The sequence below is a fragment of the Streptomyces lycii genome, from assembly GCF_009735685.1.
Lineage (GTDB): Bacteria > Actinomycetota > Actinomycetes > Streptomycetales > Streptomycetaceae > Streptomyces > Streptomyces lycii.
The window spans coordinates 15,876-34,387 of the sequence record NZ_WHPN01000270.1; the positions used below are offsets into that span (position 1 = coordinate 15,876).

Below are 18,512 nucleotides of genomic sequence, written 5' to 3' on the forward strand. Positions count from 1 at the left end.
CACCTTGGGCGGCCATGCCGTGGGCGTGCTCCGGGTGGCAGACTGACCTAGGTGATCCGAGAACCTGCAGAACTCGACGTCGACGAGGCTGGCCGTCTGGAGATCCCGCTCGGGATCCTCGCCGAAGCAGGCATCAGCCCGGGCACCAAGCTGCTCGTGTTCAGCGACGGGGACGGGCGCATCGTGCTGAGGCGTGCAGAAGACGCGATCAACGACCTGTTGGCAGAGGGAACCCTGTAGCGCCAGCCCCGGTGCCGGGACTGGCGCTCTCACGCGGTCTCGTGGTCGAGACCGACAGGCGAGGGGTGGAACCCATGCCGCAGGGCCTCTTCGTAGACCTCCATCGCCTGCCTGGCCTGGGCCCCGGTGACCCGTCGCCCCTGGCAGAGCCGCTGCGCGACACGGTCGGCGAGCTGCCTGTCCACGGCGCGCAGGAGCCGGCCTTCGCGGGCCCAGTCCGCGAGAGCCTGCCACTCCTCACTGGGGATGTCCTCGACGGCGGCTTCGGCCTCGTCGGACTCGGTGCTCTCGGGGGAGGCGATCTCGAAGGGCTCGGCCGTGAGTTCGGCGGTCAGCGCATCGGGGAGCGTCCACGGGATGCGGGAAACCTCGTCCCAGCAGTCGGGCTTCTTCGCCCACTCCGACACGTGCCGGTCGCCGGAGATCACCGTCTCCATGATCAAGGGACAGAGCTCGTCGAGGGCGTCCTCCAAGGCGTCCGTGGTGCCCTGCTCGTTCCAGATCCTGTCGAGGTCGATCCGCTTCTCGGCGGCGAGCGAGAGCCGGGCGACCGTGTAGGTCGTGATCAGTCGTTTGTGGCTGCCGGCCGAGTGCGCACGGGCGATCCGGTCGGCAGCCTGGAAGAGGATGGCGGTGGCTATGGCGCGCTTGCAGTACTGCACGTCCACGACGGGATCGGACTTCTCGATCCGCTCCATGAAATGGGCGAAGTTCTTCTGGGCACCGCGACTCACCCAGTACGGGAGCTGCTCCCAGGAGTGCACGAAGGTGGCCAGGTCGGACTTGCTGAATCGCTGCCGGCTCGGCGTGATCAGCTTGAACTTGCGCTGGGCGGCGCGGGTCTCGTGCTCGGCGGACTTGTCGGTGTACTGACCCCGCGCCCGCTCGTAGAACCATCGCGTCTCCTGACTGCTGCCGTCGATCGCAGGAGCCCACAGGCTGCGGGAGACACGCTCGAAGGCGACGTGGAACTCGTGGTTCGAGCTGAAGTCGACCAACGTCACCTTGTTCTGGGTGTTGGAGTACTGGGAGATCCTCGGAACGATCTCGGACAGGTAAGCGGGATCGACGATCGTGAGTTTCATCTGCACGTGGACCCCGTCCAGGTCCCGCTTGTCATGAGTCAGGACGTGGTGCAGCGAGGCGGTGGTCTGGCCGCCGTTGACGATCTGGAGGCCGGTCATACTCCTGATGGCGACGGGACTGCCGTGCTCGTCGGTCTCGAAGTCCACGTCCGAGGCGGTGGCGGTCACGCCGTTGTTGTAGGCGAGGAAGCGGCTCGGATCCTTCAGCAGGGTTTCGCGGATGCCCTTGTTCACGCCACCACGGGTCTGGAGGAAGGACCGGACGTTGAGTTCGAGCAGCCGGGTCCGGTGCTCCTTGTACAGTTCGGCAAGCTGTCGGCCGGGGACGACGGCCAGGACGACCGAGTAGTTCGGCTCGTCGCTGTGCGCCGCCAGGCACGGGAGAGGACGCTCGAAGGTCACCTTGATGGGCTCGCCGATGCTCCCGGAGGTCTCGTGCCTGTGCAGCCGCGCAAGGTCCCAGAGCTCGTGTGTGACAGGGATCCCCTCGAACTCCCCGGGTCCCGGGGCACTCGTCGTGCTGACCCGGTTGCTGAGGAGAAAGAGGCGGATCTTCGGAACGTTCGACAGTGCCTTCTCCACACCGACGCACATGTCGTGCACGTCGGTGTTGTCCTCCTGGTTGGGGCGGATGGCCGCGTGCTTGCCCAGGAACGCGAACAGCCTGCGGGAGAGCCTGTCGGACTCGGCCTTGGTCAGCTTGCTGCTCATCGCGGTCAGGTTGAAGTCGGTGGTGTAAAGATCGAGGCTGGACCCGTCCTCGGGCACGCCGTAGCCGTAGATCTCCAGCCCCCGGGAGGAGTGGTAGGCGAGCGCTGCGTCGGTGACGACCCCGGCCTCCTCGAGGATCTCGAGTACGTGCTGGGTGAACGTGTTCGGGATCGAGCCGCCCTCGGCATCCGCCAGCGCCTGGATGTCGGTGACCAGCGCGCGGGAGTACTCGTGAAGGTCGTGCTCAGCCATGGGTTCCTCGGATCATGTCAACCAGTGCTTCGGCGGTGATGCTGTGGGTGACCAGGGCCGACACATCGATGGTGTAGGTGCAGTTGCCGACCCCGGGCGGCAGTTCGGCCTCGACGATGCGGGGGAAGCCCTCCCCGACCGTCCAGAACTCGCTGCGTCGCAGGGTGTAGCGATCGTGGTCGTAGAGATCCCGTTGGTTCGGCAGGTAGCCGGCCTGGATCAGCAGGCTCTCGAAGCGCTGGGACGCGGACGGTGAGGTCAGACGGGCCCGTATCTCGTCCACCAAGGCGTTCAGACTCCTGCCGAGCCCCCGCTGCCGGTCGTCGAGGACGACGTGGGCCAGTGCGAGGGGGGTCGCGTCGGCCGTGTCCAACTGCCGCTCGCTCGCGATCTGGACCGTCCGGGGAGAGCGGGCCGTGGTTGCCTTCACCTCGACCGCGGCACCGGGCAGCTGGAAGTCCTGGTTCGTCTGCCGCGGCCCGGTCCAGGAGCTGACGGCCGTGTGCTGGTCGACGGCCGGCAGCACGTACTCAAGGAGGAAGTGGAGTTCGCCGAAGAGGCCGCACCGGGCCTGCCGGGACAGGCCCTCGCGCGACACGGAGCGCAGCAGTTGCTGCCACCGGACGTAGCGGCGAACCGCAGCCTCCGCCGCCGTTTCGGTGGTCGGTGCATCCCTCACCACTTCGGCGATGTCGGAGACGAGCGGGGTGAACACCTCCGTGAGTTCGTCGTCGGTGAGCATGACCTGGAGCTCGTAGTGGTTGCCGGACACCGACGACAGGGTCAGCTGCAGGCCACGGGTGGCCGGCAGTTCGTGAATCTCCTGGCGTACGGTGTCGGCGGTCCTGGCGTCCGTGCCGAGCAGCAGCATCCGCCGGAGGGCGGGGTGCGTCACCGACACCTGGATGTCATGCGGGGAGTCGGGGTGGAGCCGCCGGGTGGACCTGCCCGGGGTCTGCTGGTGCGCCTCCAGCTCCTGCCACACACTTTCGTCGATCACGCTTCGTCCTCGAAGTCGTCGAACTCCATGTCCTGCTTGAACCAGATGTCGTTCACCACGTACTCGGTCTTCAACTGCTGGCGGGAGAACGGGAAGCTGATGGCAAACCCGACCAGCGGAGCGACCGGCTCGGGGTTCCCCGACGACTTGGCCACCTCGGCAGGGTTCAGGGGGTACAGCAGAAGCAACGGCTGGTCAGCGCGACGCTGGTGACGCAGAGGCCGACCGCGGGGGGTGTCGGGATCGAGCGGTTCGCCCTTCCTGTTGAGCTTGCCCTTCGCAGATTCCTGCGTGGCCTTCAGCGCACGGTCGTACTGTTCCGGGGTCAGGTCGCAGAGCTCGTCGGCGGGGCTGAGCACGCGCTTGATCGTGTAGCGGCCGGGGACGACGTCCGAGGACTTGGAGTGGCTGCGTGTGATGAGGCCGACCGAATGGCCCGCGAACTCGTGTGGCGCTCCCTCGGGCAGCCGACTGGCCAAGCGGATCGTCCAGTTGCCCAGCTCACCCTGCTTGGCGCACTGACGTACGTATTCCGCGATGAACGCCGGCCGCACCCGCTGGGCCTGCCGGTCGGTGAGATAGGAGTCGAGGAAACCCTCGGTGACGTCCGAGGGTGCGACGCCGCTCCAGGTGATGCTCCCGCTGCGCTCGTCCACCTTCCCTGCGGAGAGCGCATCGAGGCGCGCGACGAACGATTCGAGGGCCTCGTGGTTTTTACGCACCGCCTTCTCGGAGAGGTCGAAGATGGTCGTCTCGGGAAGCTCGCCGGAGTAGCTGAGGCGGACGCGCGTGCCCTGCCTCATCTTGTTGGAGGCCGTGATGCCGAGGCCGAGCGACGAGGTCCTGACCTTGAGACCGTACTCGCGGGGGGTGAGTCCCACCGCGGACATCTCCTCGACGTCACGCCGGAGTTCGTCGGTGGCCGCAGTGATCTCCGCGTACTGGCGCTGCAACGTACGTGTCGTGTACAGACGGCACAGGTCTTCGTAGCGGGGACGGTAGCCGAACCAGCGACCCATCTGCAGCAGCGTGTCGTACGTCTTGGAAGCACGCAGGTAGTAGCTGACCGACAGCCCTTCGAGGGTCAGACCGCGGGAGAGCTTCTCGCCGCCTACAGCAATGACTGAGAGTCCGGTCTCCCGGCGCTCGTAGTACTGGAGGGCGTCCTTCGCTGCACCGTTGACGGCCATGACGGTGACCTTCCCGAGGGAGGCGTGGAGATGCGGTTCGACGTCCTCCCAGTCGAGCCTGCCCCCGGTCATGTCCTCGGTGCAGGGGACGAAGTCCTCATCCCAGAGCTCCCGCAGCTCTTCTTCGAGTTCTTCGCGAGCACTGCTGAACCGGTCCTGGAGGACGTCGAAGAGCAGACGCACATGGGCGTCGATCTGGTCGCGGACCTGCTGCTGTACGGCGGTGAAGCGGGTCACGTGCACCAGCATGGAGTTGTGCACGGCAACCTGTCCCCGTGCTCGACGTGCCGCGCAGGTCAGCACGAAGGACCGAATGGCTCGCTGCAGCGATTCGGGCAGGAAGTCGGGAACCCGATGGTAGGACTTGTGCTTGTCCGGCACCCAGAGGTCTGTGTCCTTGATGTGCCTTATCAGTGGCAGCGGCTCGATGTCCTCCTCGTCGCCGTCGGTCTGCAGACCAAAGACCCGCTCGGGGCCGAGGTAGTTTGACGGCGCCCGCAGGGTGCGGATGAAACTCTCCGGGAAGAGGTCGGGACCCAGCTCGTCGTGGTCTGTGTCGGGGCTGATGTAGATGTTCGCGAAGGGGGTCGCGGTGTAGCCGACGTAGGACGCCTTCGTGAAGCTGTTGACCAACCGCCTGATGGCCTTGTTGATCGCCGACGGGTTGGTGTCGGGGTCCTTGGAGGTGTTCACCCCGGCGTTGTCGGCTTCGTCATCGATTACGAACAAGGGGAGGTCGGGAACGACCATCCGGCCGGTCTCCGGGTCCTCCACACCATGGTTGTCGATCACCCAGTCCCGCAGGTTGTCGATGATCCGCCGGTTCTTCTTGACCACGAGGACCACCGGGACGCTGCCCACCGGCACGTTCGCGGAGACCGCCGTCTTGCGGGCGAAGTCCCCCTTCTCGTGACTGGTGGTGAGTGACGCGGCCTTCAGGCGCTTGCCGTGCGACATCGCGCCAACTCCGATGTGACGATGCGCGTCGTCGTCCGAGCGGAACTGGTACTGGGTGTCGAACCCGAGGAGCCCTTCGTCGATACGGAGCTGGGTCTGGCTGCGCAGGTCGTTGTGGATCCCGGCGAACACCACGATGAGCCGGTAGCCCGCGTCGGCTGCCTTCGCGGCAAGTCCGATGAACTGCCCCGTCTTGCCGGACTGGACCTGCCCGATGACGAGCCCGGTCCGGCGCCAGATGCCTTCCCGCTGAGGGTCTTCCAGCTCACCGAGGACGTCGTCCGTGCTCTGGTCGAGTCGGCGCACGACCTGCATCGGGAGCTTCGAGACGCTGAGGAGGTAGCGCCGGTAGCGGTCCCAGAAGTCCCACTTCCGGTCGGCCTTCGCGTCGGCGAGCCAGGGCACGTGGCCCTCGTCGTTCTTCATCGCGGAGGAATCAGCCTGGAACACGGAAGCCCTGGCCTCGAGCACCTTCCGCACCTGGTCCCGCTCCACGGTGATCCCCTGGGCCGCGAGGATGCTGACCGCGGTGTTCACGGCGAAGTCCACCTCGGCCGGCGTTGCCTGGCGGTCACCTGGCAGGAGCAGCACCGCGGTCTGCTCGGCCTTCTCGAGACTGTCTTCGGGGGTGGTGCTCACAGCGACCTCCTGCGGCCGGGTCGGTTAGGTGTGGGGACTACCAGGTGTCAGGAGTTCCAAAAACCTTGTTGCTCGTCGAAGGGAGACATGGAGCTGAGTACGCCCCGGGCGTCCTCAGGAGAGCGGCCCTGGCCAAGGAGTGCTTCGTACACCTGGCGGGCGATGTCGACGGTCTCCGGAGCGGCCGGCCCCGGACCTCCGAAGGGTTCGGGATCGTCGACCGTGTCGGTCTCGTGGAGCATGCGGAGCGCCGTGACCGGAACCGTCTCCTCAAGGAGGCGAATCATCGAGCGGACGACGTCCGGACTGCCTCCCTGGTCGTCCATCGCTGCTTTCACCAAGGGGTGTTTTCTGTTGATGCGCAGAACGATCCGGCCGTCGTGGCGCTTCACGTTCCAGGCGAACTTCAGGGGGTCACCGTGCGCCCGTGACACCACCTGACCACGCTGTCGTGCAGAACGAGAGGCCACCTCGCGGGTGTGCCTCGCGATCCTCTCCAGATGACGACGCAAGGAGACGGGGGGAACCACGCTCGCTTTGCGCACGTCCACGCCCCAGTCGGCGTCGGTCTCCGCAGGGATGTCCACGGCGATCCTCGCGAGGTTGTACTTCTCCTCGCGCCGCAGGCCGCGGATTCCCAGCCAGTCACCGGCCAGAATCAGGCGGTCACGGCGGTAGACGTAGAACCCCTGCTGCCCCAGCCATCCCTTCTGCCCGGCAGCCGACTCGTATTCGGCTGCCGAGAGCCGCTGTGCCGTCGGGAGGACGAACGGCTCCACGCGCACCGACTCCGATCCCAGCGGTAGAGGCTCCCAGGGGATCCGCTGGACCGACGGGTGCTTGGACAGAAACGGGTCCCACGGGGAGAGGTCGGAGCCACGTACCCGGATCCGGCACCGGGCCGGACGCTGCAGGAAACGGGCGAAGACCATCGCAAGGTGGGCTTCGGTGCGCTCCGCCTCCGCGTAGAACTGGGCCTGCGTCTTTTCGTCGTCGCTGGCCACGGCGGTGTTGTGGTAACCGGAGAGCTGCTCCCACAGGACGACGGTCCCGTGCTGCATGCTTCCCGCGATCCGACGCAGGAGAGCGGTGGTCGTGTCGCCTGGGTTATGGAGGAGCCGCCACTCCTTGTAGTGCTCCACGACGCCGAGGTCCCATGTCCGGACGTGCCAGACTCCGTCCTTGGCCGTGGCGACGGTGAGCTTGCGGCACTGGGAGAACGAGGCGGACTTCAGCCCCACACCGAAACGGCCGAGGTCTGTGGCGCTCCGCTCGGCTGACGGACCGCGGGCCGCCACCGTCATGGCGGTCACGAGCTCGGGCTCCGTCATCCCCCTGCCGTCGTCCGTCACAGCGATCCAGGAACTCTGTCCGTCCCACGTGAAGTCGACGTCGATGTTCCGGGCCTCAGCCGAGACACTGTTGTCCACAAGGTCTGCGACGGCGGCGGGAAGCGAGTAACCGAGCGAACTGAGCGACGCCACCATGCCAGCAGGGTCGGGAGCGGCGACGTCGAAGTCCATCTTCACGCTCCGTACCCGGTGTACCCGGTCAGTCCTGTGCGGTCGGTTCGCCTGTGTGCTCCGGGGAGCGGCATGCGGCAGGACTTCTCGGGCTTCGCGTGGTGAGTGTGCCGCTACTCGTCCCACGACAGCCGAAATCCCCCGTTCGGAGCATCCTACCGAACGGGTCTCGTCTGACGTAGGTGATCTCTGTGGAGGGCTGTCCGCCAGCTTCGCGAGGCACAACACGTACGCCGCTTGGTTGCCTGGGTGGAGGAGGCGAAGATCCCACGCCCGGATCCGGCCGACCGTTCCGTGCGGAACCACGACGCGTACGAGTTGCTGACCCGCAGCGGTAATGCCTCGCCGGCGTCGGTATTCCGGGCGGGTTCCAGCACTGCGGCTGCGTCACTGCGGCACTGTTCCACCGAGCGGACAAGGACGGGCAGGACCGGCAGGCGCTCGCGCGTGCAGGCGCGTCCTGGCCTTGCGCCGCCGTTGTGCCTAATGGTCGAGCTGAGCGACGGATTCGTCGGCGACGTCCGGGGAATCGGCTGTCTGGGGGCAGGCGAGCCCCCGGAGGTGCGGATCCGGTCCCAGGAGGATCTCGCCAGGGCCACCAGCCCGTCCAGCGATGCGTCGAAGGGTGCTGAACAGCGCTCGGGGATGAGGTATCAGGATCCCTGCGCCGCGACGACCACACTCCAGAAGATGAACCGATCCGCTATTACGACAGCTTGACATACCATCAGAAGACCTACGCCTGAAACAAGCACCTTCTGGCCGTGAGAGACTTACCCACCCCCCACTGCACTGATTGGCCGTCTGTGAACGAACTAACACGGTCGGCTCTTAGTTTGGTCCAGGGAGACAGTGTTTCGGTGGAAGCCTTCGGCCAGTTGAGCGAGCAGGACCGCTCCCAAGCGATCCAAGTACTGCGTCGGCGTCTCGCCCCGCAGGATCTGCGAAGGGTGATCGAGGATCTCGAGAGCAGAGGGAGATCTCGCTCCAGAAAGTCGGTGGAGTGGATCACCGCGGCGGTCGAGAACGAAACCGGAAGGCTGCGGTCAAAGCTTCCCGAGGACGAGCTTGCCGAGTTCCTGGTCGACAGGTCGGGCTTCGGTCTTCTTGAGTCCCGGACGCTACGGGAACGGCTTGCACTCTCCGCGTCGGAGGACGAGCTGGAGACGCTGCACGACTACCGAGGTGCCGAACGCAGCCGTGGTGGGAGCAGAGCCAAAGCCAAGAAGATCGCGGAGCGCACGTGGAAGCCCGGTAAGAGCTGGCCTCGCCACTTCGCACGAGTCCTTGATATCCCGCCTGCCTTTGCTGGCCTGCCGGGAAGTACACGGGAGCCGGACACGCTGGAAGTTGCCCCCTTCGTGCCTCTCCGAGACCTAGAGGACTTCCAACAGGACCTCAAGGAGCAAGTGATCGAGGTACTCTCCGGGGCACCGGGCGCCAACCGTGGTGTTCTGACCCTACCCACAGGAGCTGGCAAGACCAGGACCGCGGTGGAGAGCCTCATCGAGTGGCGCCTCTCCCAGCCACGCCGTCAGACCGTTCTCTGGATCGCCCAGAGCGAGGAGCTATGCGAGCAGGCGGTCCAGGCGTTCCGTGAGGTGTGGACCGACCTGGGGCACCGCAATGACCAGGTACGGCACACCATGGAGATTGCCCGGCTTTGGGGAAGCGCCTCGGTCCCGAGCGACCCCGACATCGTGGTGGCCAGCATCCAGAAGCTTGACGCGGTTCTTCAAGGCACCAATGACGACACACAACAGGAACTCGAGCTGCTGCGCGAGAACCTGGGTGCGGTGGTTGTGGACGAGGCGCACCGAATGCTGGCCCCCAGCTACAGCAGAGTCCTGCGGTTCCTGGGAATCGAACTCGGACAGAAAGCCCCGGTTCCCGTCATCGGGCTGACAGCCACACCCTTTCGGAGGGTCGATGCCGAGACTCGCCAGCTGGCGGAGAGGTTCCACAGCAAGCTTCTCAGCTCCCGCTCCTTGGGGGACGACATCGTGTCCGAGCTCCGTCGGCAAGACGTCCTGTCACGGCCTGAGCACAAGGTGCTCTCCTATGCCGGTCCCGGGTTCCGGATGGACGACGTCGAAAGCCACCGTGCGCACTTCGACCAGTTCAAGGACTTCCACCCTGACTTCCTCCGTAAGATCGGTGAATCGGATGCGAGGAACCGTGCCCTGCTCGAGCAGCTACTCGAACTACCGCCGGACTGCCCGACGCTGTTCTTCGGCTGCACCGTAGAACACTCCATAGCAATGGCTGTTCTGCTGCGACGCGCCGGCCGAGCCGCGGAGGTCGTCACCTCCGATACGCGCAGTGCGACGCGGCGCGCACTCATCGAACAGTTCCGCAACAAACGTCTGTCCGTTCTCTGCAACTACGGCGTCCTCACAACCGGCTTCGACGCTCCGGCGGTACGCGCCCTGGTAGTCGGTCGTCCCACCACCAGCCCGGTCCTGTACGAGCAGATGATCGGTCGGGGCATGCGCGGACAGCGATTCGGTGGAACGAAGAGCTGCCTGGTCGTGGACATCGAGGACAACATCCGCTTCAGCGGACAACTGGCGTACGAGCGGTACTCCGACTACTGGTCGAGCAACCTGAGCCGCACGTAGTCCGACGCCACCGCTTCGGCGTCGGCTGTCCGCCAGCCCACGCAGAAGCGGTCGGTGATCGACCAATCTGCTCAGCAGGTCACGGTAGGTTCTCAGCGAGAAGAAGGCGGTCCAACCCCTGGTTGCGGTGCTCACACGAGGTCTCTGACGCCAGGAGACACGAGTAGCAGGCGACTCCCTCCGCCCCCACCGACGGCGCCTCCTGGCACAACGGGTCGTTCGAACAGCTCTCGACGTCTCGTAGCGCGTGCGAAAGAACGTGCTCGAACCGGTTGACGAGGGCGACCAGCCCCCCAAGGGTGCCATCTCCTCCAGGTTGGACCGTGTAGAGGAGGAGTCCACTGCCCGTGACCTTGCCGTCCTGCACGCTGAGATAGACCCGCTCACGGATCGCTGCGGACGAGTACCCGGAGTCCACTGAGAGCGATCTGAGGAGGCGGTGGGAGAGAGTGTGCCACCAGACTTGTACGGGGTGGAGCGACGGATCACCGTGGGGATCACTCCTGAACCGATCGTTCCACTGGTTGGCCCGGCTGCCCGCAAGAGTGAGCGAGTCACCAGCAAGATCGATGAAGACGCCTTCGCCGAAGAGCTCGATGCCCGGATACCAGGTGGTGCCGTTCCAGCCGAAAGCGGTGGACATCTTCTGGGCCTTCTGCGGGTCCAACCGCTGGTAACCGGTCTGGACCATGACCATGCGGAGACGGCTGACGGGTGCGACGCGCAGCCCGTGACGGCGGTCGGGGCCATGTACGAGGCGCACGTCATCCTGGCGAACCTCGAACAACGGAGGAGAGCCGGGGTGCGGGTGGGGTACCGCCGGGACACCACAGGTCGCCGCTTGGCGAAGGCGGTCGAGCTCGTCGTCACGTAGCGACGACGAGCCCGTGTCACCGGCCCCCAGCAGTTGGTCAAGCGCATTGCTGATCTCGGACCAGGCTGTCTGTTTCAGGTACTCGATGGCACCTGCGGCAAGCCCGGCCTGCTCAGCCTCTTCCATGAGCGCGACTTGGTCGAGAAGACCGCGGCGATGGAGTGCACCGACTGCTCCCGTAAGGGACGGGTCGTTCAGGATGTCGTGAAGACGGGTCGGCATATCCATGATCGTCAGTGCGCTCTGGAGCAGGCTGAGTCGTAGGTTGGCAGCTCCTCGCTGGACGATGCGCGCTTTCTTCACGCACCGCGCCGATGTCGGCGCCGGACGTCCCCCGTGCTCCACGATGCGGCCGCTACAGCGCCAGGACTTCGCGTACGCCTGGCCGAAGTTCGCGGTCGAGTGGCAACGGGAACACTCAATGCGGACGAGTCGGAGGGCGCGGCCACCTCCTTGCCACAGGTAGTGCTTCGTGCCACAGCCTGCCCCCTCGTGTACGAGCCCGTGCCAATGGACCTCGTCCAAGTGACCGTTCTCGCATGCCTGCACGAAGCGGATCGCCTCACGCCCCGCCTTCTCCCGACGCTGCGGAACCGACACTGATGGGCACTCCGGGCATCCGTTTCCCGTCTCGTACAGAACCTGGTGCGGTCGGTGCTGTGTACACAGGGACCAGAACGGAAACGCGTGCGTGGGGTAGATCGCTCTGTCCGAGGGAAGTCCCAGTTCGGCGTTGGTTGGCACACGAGCGATGCGTGCACCGTCCAGCTCGAGTCGTGAGAGCCGTTTGTCGACGATCTCGAAGTCCTGGGGGTTACGTCCGATCTCGTTGAAGAGTGTGTCCATCGACTTGAGGACGACCGGCCCGGATCCTGTCTCGAGAATGCTTCCAGGGCCGAGGGTGATGACGAACTGGGAAGGGCGGACCTCCTGGTAGGGGCGGCTCACGGTTCATCCCCTTCCCTTGATCGTGGTGGTGGCCTCCACCTCTCGTAGCGAGTTTGGCGCGTTTTCATAAGCCTCATCCATGTTCGCGACAAGATGCGCGAGGTCGCCCAGGACGACCGGGCGAGAGGCCGGACGTGTGACGGTCGACTCGTGGTACAGCAAGGCATCACCAACACGGTCAGCGACCTCCCGCCAATGCTCCAACTCCGAGCGAGCATGGTTCTCCGTCTCCGATGGCGGTGGACGACGGAGGGGCGGCTGCTGGGCGGCACGTTCCTCGAGGATGCCGGGGAGAAGGTCCACCTCGGGGTCCGTGTGGGCGTCGCTCATCTCGTGGGCACGGCAGAACCAGCCCCCGTTACTGAGCCGCTGTTGGACCCGCCACCGCTCGTCGACCTCCACGGAACCCGTCGCGGTCGGGACCCTCGCCGCTTGGCGCAGGACACTGACCATCACCGGGCCAAGGGCCCTGTCCCTTGCCCGGGGCGCGAAGGGGTTGACGGTGACCGGCTCGACGTGGCGGTAGAGCGTGGTGTGGTAGCCGGTGAAGTACTCGTAGTGGCTGAGATCTCGCGGACGCGAGGCCCGGTAGAAGGTGACGACGAGCCCTCCTACACCCCGGCCCACACGACCGGTGGCCTGGATGTAGGAGGAGGTGGTCTTCGGCTGCCCGTGTACGACCATGAGTCCGAGTCTGTCCACGTCGACCCCTGTGCCGAACATGGAAGTGGCGACGACTGCGTTCGCCGGTTCCCGGCCGGGCCCCAGCCGGACTCCCAGCTCCTCGAGCATGCCGGGGAGCCTCAGGGAGCTGGTGCGGCTGGACAGCTCCATTGGTTCCTGCTCGTCCAGAGTGCGCGGCGACGCGGCGACGCTCCCGAGACGTTGGGGGATGTCCTGACGGGCCAGCGCCACGGCTCCGGCGAGTTCACGGATGGCATTGAAGTAGCCCATCAGCGTCCAGAACGGGTCCAACTCCGCTTGTGCGACGCCAGCCTCGAGTCGGTTGCGGGGTGACTGGAGTAGACGCGACCACATCCGGACGATGGGTGTCTGTGCTCCTCGTCCGGGCGCGATCACCCCGACGTACAGACGACCCGCCTCCTGCGCGTCGAGCGGGTGCGAGGAACCGGTCGAGGAGAAGAACGTCTCCTCGGCACGGAGGCCCTGAGGAGGGAAGACCTGCAGGCTCCGGTCGAACAGCGAACGGACCTGCTCCTCGGCCCTCCGGACGGTTGCGGTGGAGGCGACGTACTTCGGCCTGACAGTGTTTTCGCCGTCATGCACCGTGGAGAGGAGGTCGATGCCAGCCTCGTAGAGACCGACCATGCTGCCCAGAGGGCCTTCGATGAGGTGCAGTTCGTCCTGCAACACGAGGTCGGGTGGGCGGAATCCACGGACGGGAACGTCGTTCCCGGACGTCACCTCCTCACGGGCGTTTCGTGGGAGTGTCGCCGGCCCTGCCGGAGGTGCCCAGGCCCGGTAGTAGCCCAGGTGTTCGTTGAGCCTGTCGACGTTGCCGAACAACGCGCCGGCCTTCGGTTCGAACGCCAAGCGGGCAAACTTGTCCACCGTCGCCACGACCATCGACGGGCACCTGGCATAGACCTGCTCGTCTACTGTCCACGCCGGGACAGGACAGTGTGTCGAGGAACCGTCACGCCGGTCGAAGGCCGGCAGCACAGGCCAGGCACCGACCTCGGTCGTCTCCGACCAGGCCAGGTCGGAGTTGAGCGGGCACTTCGGGTTCGGGCAGAAGATCTCGAACTCGACGGGCTTCTCACTTCGTTGCCTGCCCCACTCGACTGTGCGCACGAAGTATCCAGGTCGGCTCGCGCGGGCGAAGACGGGCCAGGACCTAGAACCGAGCAGACGACTCGCATGCCCCTTGAACCATTCGTCGACGCTTTGGTCAGACACGTCCGCTGTGACGCGAAAAAGAACGGACACGGTCGCGAACGAAGGGTCCGGATGGCGGGTGACCGTGACGGCGGTCACCTCGAAGGGCTCTTCCGACAGCTGCGGCGCGACGTCCGGGCCCAGAGCCGGATCCGGGTCGCCCACTACGAAGTGCAGCACGCCCGTGTCCCCCTCGCGCAGGCCTTCCGGGGGAATCGCCAGTGTCGACCTGCAGGCCGGACAGTTCAGGATCTGCGCCGGGTCACCTTCGCCTTCTTTCCCCTCCAGGATCGAGATGGCGCCGTGGGCTGTGATGATCCTGTTGTTCGCGTCACGGTATTGGAGGTCCTGAAGGTTGTTCGGGGTCACGTTGCCGCCCACCCACAGTCCGACCGAGAACCTGGTGGAGCCCCACGGCACGTCACCGAGGCCCTCCCAGCCGGACGGCCGCCAGCCACGCTGTCCAGGCGAGCCGCTGACCCTGAGGAGCTCGCACGCCGTCACCATCGCGAGCGCCCTCCTGTACTGCTGAATGGTGAGGAGCCGAAGTGTGTACCGGGAAAGGACGGTCACTCCTGCTCCTCCGCCAGGATCCTGCCCTCGCTGGGCACGAAGCCTCCGAAGCGCGAGGGTGAAGGCAGCGAGTCCGAGGTAGGCCTCGGTCTTGCCTCCACCGGTCGGGAACCAGAGCAGGTCACACACCTCGCGGTCCTCGTGGGCGTCGTCGACGATTCCCCGTAGGTTGACGAGCTGGAATGCGAGTTGGAACGGCCACCAGCGGTTGACCCTTCCCTTGGTCCACTGCGACTGGAGGGCGATCGCACGGTTGGCGAAGCAGAACGCGAGGAGGGCGTCGCGGTCGTCTGCCAACAGCTCGATCCCGTCGCGGATCCGATCCAGCGCGCGTCGGCACCCGGAGAGGTGTCGTTGGGCCGGTGTGCCTGGCTCATGGCCTTCAACCCCGCGGGCTTGGCCCTCGATCCAGCGTTCGTAGGCGTCCGCGAGCGGCTCCAGCCTCAGGCGGAGTACGGCACCATCCGTGATCTGGGCCAGTTCCATCGGGTCCAGCTCAGGTGGATCTCCCGCATCGGCCGGCCAGGCCTTGTCCGGAGCGTTGACGGGAACCACAGGAACGAACTCGGACCGGACGTCGGCCGGCTCGAACTCGGCCACCGTCCCTTCGTCGAACAGGTGACGCCCATCGGACCACCTGAACGGGGGCCTGGTTCCTTCCAACCCTCCCGGATGCGGGCGCTCTGGGTCGACCTGACGCCAGACGGCGGAGCAGAGGTGCCCTCGGGCGAGCACGGGACGCTCCTTGTAGAGAAGCGCCAGGCTCTCGTCCTCTTCGTCCTGTGCCAGGTGCTGGTGTTCCAGTGGAACCAGCTCGGCTCCGCCCTGACAGCGCAGACGTACCTGGGGCTGGAACACGTGGTCCGACGGGGAGGGGTGGTCTGATTCCACAGAACTCAGGTTGACCACGAACACCGAGATCTTCCAGATGCCGCGGGAGTCCCTTCGGCTACGGACCCTCACCACGACTCCTGGATCCGCGGAGTCACTCAGCGGGTTGTCGACGGAACAGTCCACGTCGCGCCAGACAGCCCCGTGAGGCTCTCGGCTCCATTGCCCGTTGTCCTCCTTGCGGTACCTGGCCCACGTACAGCAGATGTCAAGGAGTGGCTTGTCAGGGGCACTGACCGCCAGGGACACGCCCATCGACGACGGCCTGGCGCGAGGGTCGAGTACCAGCGATGGAAGGCCGGCGTACGCGGGCTGATGTCCTGACACGGACTCGCCTGGATCGAGGTCGTCATCACTGCCCGACACCTCGTCACCGACGAGCTCCTGGTCCGAGTCGACCTCGACCGAAGGGGATGAGAACGGAGCCAGGACACCGACGATGTACTCGTCAAGCGGGTCCTCGTCGCCCCCCAGCCTCTCGTTCGGCCCTCCGCGGGGACCGAGGGTCTCAGCTACGAGGTCCTCGACGAGGTGGTCTCGTTCACTCATCGGAGTGCTCCTTCTCGCTTTGTTCCTCGTGGGGGAACCCGAGAACGAACGCGGCACCGCCGAGTTCGTCCGGCTGCTCGGTCTGGTTCGCAGGACGCAGCGTGTGTCCGAGGAGAGAAGCCGTCACGGCCTGCCACTGCGCCTGCCGACTGGTGAACGCCTCGTTCGCGGAGGTGCTCTGGTCGTTCGAACTGGCCAGCATCCGAAGATCGCGCCCTGCCAAGACATCGCCCCCCTGACGATCAACTGAGGCCAAAGTATGTCCCCTAGGCGGCTGAGCGCAGGCCAGATCCAGGTAACAGGGCGAATGATTACAACTCCACTTGATTCAAGCCCAGTTCCCCTGTCTACGCCGACGAGGCTCCGAAGGCCAGCTGGCTCCCTCACAGAGGCAGCCCGACAGCGCGGAATAACCGCGCCCTCCGGTCGATTGTCCGCCTGTTTGACATCGGGGAGCCGACTCGCGCCCTTCTGCCGCAACGTCGGGCTGTGGCTGGGTGTAGACGGGGTGCGGCTGCCCGCAGGAGGCGGGCGGCGCGGCTGAAGGCGGTGGCGGTCAGCGGCGGTCTGGTGCTGGTCCTGCTGGTGGTGTTCTGGTCGGCAGTGTGGCCGTACGTCACGGGCGCACTGGTCATCGGCGGCGTCAGCGCGGCGGGCTGGTGGCTGTGGCGTACGGACCGGCTCGTCGCCGGTCGGGACCGTCTGTGGCGGCAGGAAGAGGCGGTGAAGGCCGGTCACCGGACTCTCGCCGAGGTGGACGCGATGACCGGCACCGAGTTTGAGGACTTGGTCGCGAGCCTGTGCCGACGGGACGGATGCACAGAAGTCCGGCAGGTGGGTGGTGCGAACGACAACGGTGCCGACGTCGTCGGCCGTCTCCCGGACGGGCGGACCATGGTGATCCAGTGCAAGCGCTATGCGCCGATCAGCTCGATCGCGAGTCGCGAGTTACGCGATCTGCTCGGTGCCAAGGTGCACTTCGGGGCCGACTTGGCGGTGTTTGTGACGACCACACGCTTCAGTCGGCCCTCCGAGAGGTTCGCGGTGCAGCACGACATCCTCGCGGTGCACCGCGATCACCTCGGCATGTGGAACACCGGGGCCTCCCTGCTGTCCCTGAGCGAGGTGAACGGCTGCGGCCAGGGAGACTCCCGGCACCGGGCACGCTGGAAGCGCGCGCACGGGAGATGACCGGCCTCGCTGGTACACGAGGCCGGATCTTGCATGACGTTTCGCAGCGGCCTCAGTTAACGCCACGCCGATCGTGAGACCCGAGACGCCTGCGCCCACGACTCTCTCATCGCGCCCCAGCTCTCTGCTCAGCCTCGATGCTCACCGGTTGCCCCGCTGGCGATCTCGCTGACCAGCACGCGCATCGCCGCCTTCGAGAAGCGCAACGGCCCACGGCTGATGTCCTTGGAATCGCGCACCGCGGCGTTGTCGCCTAGGTGTACTGCCCAGCCAGGTTGGTCGAGTTTGTGCGACGACACGGTCTGAATCTGTGAGATGACGAAGGCCCCCGGTTGTGGAGTGGAGCTGTCGAGGAACCGCTCCGCCAACCAGGAGGCCTTCGTGTCTCACGCTAACGCTGCTCTGACGCCCCGTGCCCGTCTTCGCCTGGCGCGTCTGATTGTGGATGAGGGATGGCCGGTCGCCCGTGCGGCCGAGCGCTACGACGTGTCCTGGCCCACCGCCAAGCGATGGGCCGACCGTTACGCCGAATCCGGGCCGGCCGCGATGGCCGACCGGTCCTCACGACCTCACCGCAGCCCGGCCCGAACTACTCAGCCGCAGGTCCGCAAGATCGTGCACCTGCGCTGGAAGCAGCGACTGGGACCGGTCCAGATTGCCGGACGGCTGGGCATGCCCGCCTCGACCGTCCACGCGGTCCTGACCCGCTGCCGGATCAACCGGCTGTCCCACATCGACCGTGCCACCGGCGAGCCGGTGCGCCGCTACGAACACGGGCATCCCGGCGCCATGCTCCACATCGACGTCAAGAAGCTCGGCAACGTCCCCGACGGCGGCGGCTGGCGCTACGTCGGACGCGTCCAGGGCCGCAGGAACCGTGCCGCAACACCAGACAAGCCCCGCAACAAGTACCGCGGCCCGCTGCTGGGAACCGCATTCGTCCACACCGTCGTCGACGACCACTCCCGCGTCGCCTACGCCGAGATCCGCAACGACGAGACAGCCGACACCGCAGTCGATGTCCTGCACCGCGCGGTGGCCTGGTTCGCCGCCCGCGGCGTGACCATCGAGCGGGTCCTGACCGACAACGGCTCGGCCTACCGCTCCCGGCACTGGAACCGGGCCTGCACCGAACTCGGCATCACACCGAAGAAGACCCGGCCCTACCGGCCACAGACGAACGGCAAGGTCGAGCGCTTCCACCGCACCCTGGCCGACGGCTGGGCCCTCGGACGCTTCTACTCAAGCGAATCAGCCCGCCGCAAAGCCCTGCCGGCCTGGCTCCATCACTACAATCACCACCGCCCCCACACTGCAACCGGCGGCAAACCGCCCGTCACCAGGTTGACCAATGTCCCTGGGCAGTACA

Annotated in this window: 12 protein-coding genes; 4 read left to right on the forward strand and 8 right to left on the reverse strand. The window is 66.2% G+C overall.

Features of this window, described 5'->3' with window-relative positions:
- Positions 1-51 precede the first annotated feature (51 nt).
- Positions 52-240: an AbrB/MazE/SpoVT family DNA-binding domain-containing protein gene (locus tag GCU69_RS13370; protein ID WP_156206174.1), complete on the forward strand. Its 189-nt coding sequence runs from the start codon at positions 52-54 to the stop codon at positions 238-240.
- A 29-nt stretch (positions 241-269) separates the two neighbouring features.
- On the opposite strand, the gene GCU69_RS13375 is transcribed toward GCU69_RS13370, so the two are convergent.
- From GCU69_RS13375 to GCU69_RS13390, 4 genes are read right to left on the reverse strand one after another with little or no spacing between them, the layout of a single operon-like run.
- A complete protein-coding gene (locus GCU69_RS13375) occupies positions 270-2,288 on the reverse strand; it encodes an AIPR family protein (protein ID WP_156206175.1) in 2,019 nt (672 codons plus the stop codon).
- Complete coding sequence (locus tag GCU69_RS13380) at positions 2,281-3,288, reverse strand: PD-(D/E)XK motif protein (RefSeq protein WP_156206176.1); 1,008 nt, start codon at positions 3,286-3,288, stop codon at positions 2,281-2,283. The genes GCU69_RS13375 and GCU69_RS13380 overlap by 8 nt, the downstream gene beginning before the upstream one ends.
- Positions 3,285-6,074 carry a Z1 domain-containing protein gene (locus GCU69_RS13385; RefSeq protein WP_156206177.1) on the reverse strand — a complete coding sequence of 930 codons (2,790 nt, stop codon included), beginning with the start codon at positions 6,072-6,074 and terminating at the stop codon, positions 3,285-3,287. Before GCU69_RS13385 ends, GCU69_RS13380 begins: the two co-directional genes overlap by 4 nt.
- A 47-nt stretch (positions 6,075-6,121) precedes the next feature.
- A complete protein-coding gene (locus tag GCU69_RS13390) occupies positions 6,122-7,597 on the reverse strand; it encodes an ATP-binding protein (protein WP_156206178.1) in 1,476 nt (491 codons plus the stop codon).
- Between the two features lie 950 nt (positions 7,598-8,547).
- Between GCU69_RS13390 and GCU69_RS13395 the strand changes: the two genes are divergently transcribed.
- A complete protein-coding gene (locus GCU69_RS13395) occupies positions 8,548-10,218 on the forward strand; it encodes a DEAD/DEAH box helicase (protein WP_156206179.1) in 1,671 nt (556 codons plus the stop codon).
- Between the two features lie 79 nt (positions 10,219-10,297).
- On the opposite strand, the gene drmB is transcribed toward GCU69_RS13395, so the two are convergent.
- The 3 genes from drmB to GCU69_RS13410 are packed head-to-tail and all read right to left on the reverse strand — an operon-like array spanning position 10,298 to position 16,154.
- A complete protein-coding gene (gene drmB, locus GCU69_RS13400; protein ID WP_156206180.1) occupies positions 10,298-12,040 on the reverse strand; it encodes a DUF1998 domain-containing protein in 1,743 nt (580 codons plus the stop codon).
- Positions 12,041-12,043: 3 nt separating this feature from the next.
- Positions 12,044-15,952 (reverse strand): DISARM system helicase DrmA, encoded by a 3,909-nt coding sequence (gene drmA, locus GCU69_RS13405; protein ID WP_156206181.1) that lies wholly within the window; start codon positions 15,950-15,952, stop codon positions 12,044-12,046.
- A complete protein-coding gene (locus GCU69_RS13410; protein WP_156206182.1) occupies positions 15,945-16,154 on the reverse strand; it encodes a hypothetical protein in 210 nt (69 codons plus the stop codon). Before GCU69_RS13410 ends, drmA begins: the two co-directional genes overlap by 8 nt.
- Before the next feature lie 347 nt (positions 16,155-16,501).
- On the opposite strand from GCU69_RS13410, the gene GCU69_RS13415 reads away from it, so the two are divergent.
- Entirely contained in the window at positions 16,502-17,143 is a 642-nt protein-coding gene (locus GCU69_RS13415; protein WP_235978450.1) for a restriction endonuclease, read from the forward strand.
- A gap of 128 nt (positions 17,144-17,271) precedes the next feature.
- Here the strand turns inward: GCU69_RS13415 and GCU69_RS13420 are convergent, their stop codons facing one another.
- Entirely contained in the window at positions 17,272-17,511 is a 240-nt protein-coding gene (locus GCU69_RS13420; protein ID WP_156206183.1) for a DUF397 domain-containing protein, read from the reverse strand.
- 13 nt (positions 17,512-17,524) lie between these two features.
- Here GCU69_RS13420 and GCU69_RS13425 point away from each other — a divergent pair.
- Positions 17,525-18,512 (forward strand): IS481 family transposase (locus GCU69_RS13425; protein ID WP_107645004.1); only part of this gene is annotated, 988 nt, incomplete at its 3' end.

Excerpts from the sequence above, each read along its gene's own strand:
- drmA (WP_156206181.1), bottom strand. The coding sequence starts at position 15,952 with ATGAGTGAACGAGACCACCTCGTCGAGGACCTCGTAGCTGAGACCCTC.
- GCU69_RS13410 (WP_156206182.1), bottom strand. The coding sequence starts at position 16,154 with ATGCTGGCCAGTTCGAACGACCAGAGCACCTCCGCGAACGAGGCGTTC.
- GCU69_RS13375 (WP_156206175.1), bottom strand. The coding sequence starts at position 2,288 with ATGGCTGAGCACGACCTTCACGAGTACTCCCGCGCGCTGGTCACCGAC.
- GCU69_RS13390 (WP_156206178.1), bottom strand. The coding sequence starts at position 7,597 with ATGGACTTCGACGTCGCCGCTCCCGACCCTGCTGGCATGGTGGCGTCG.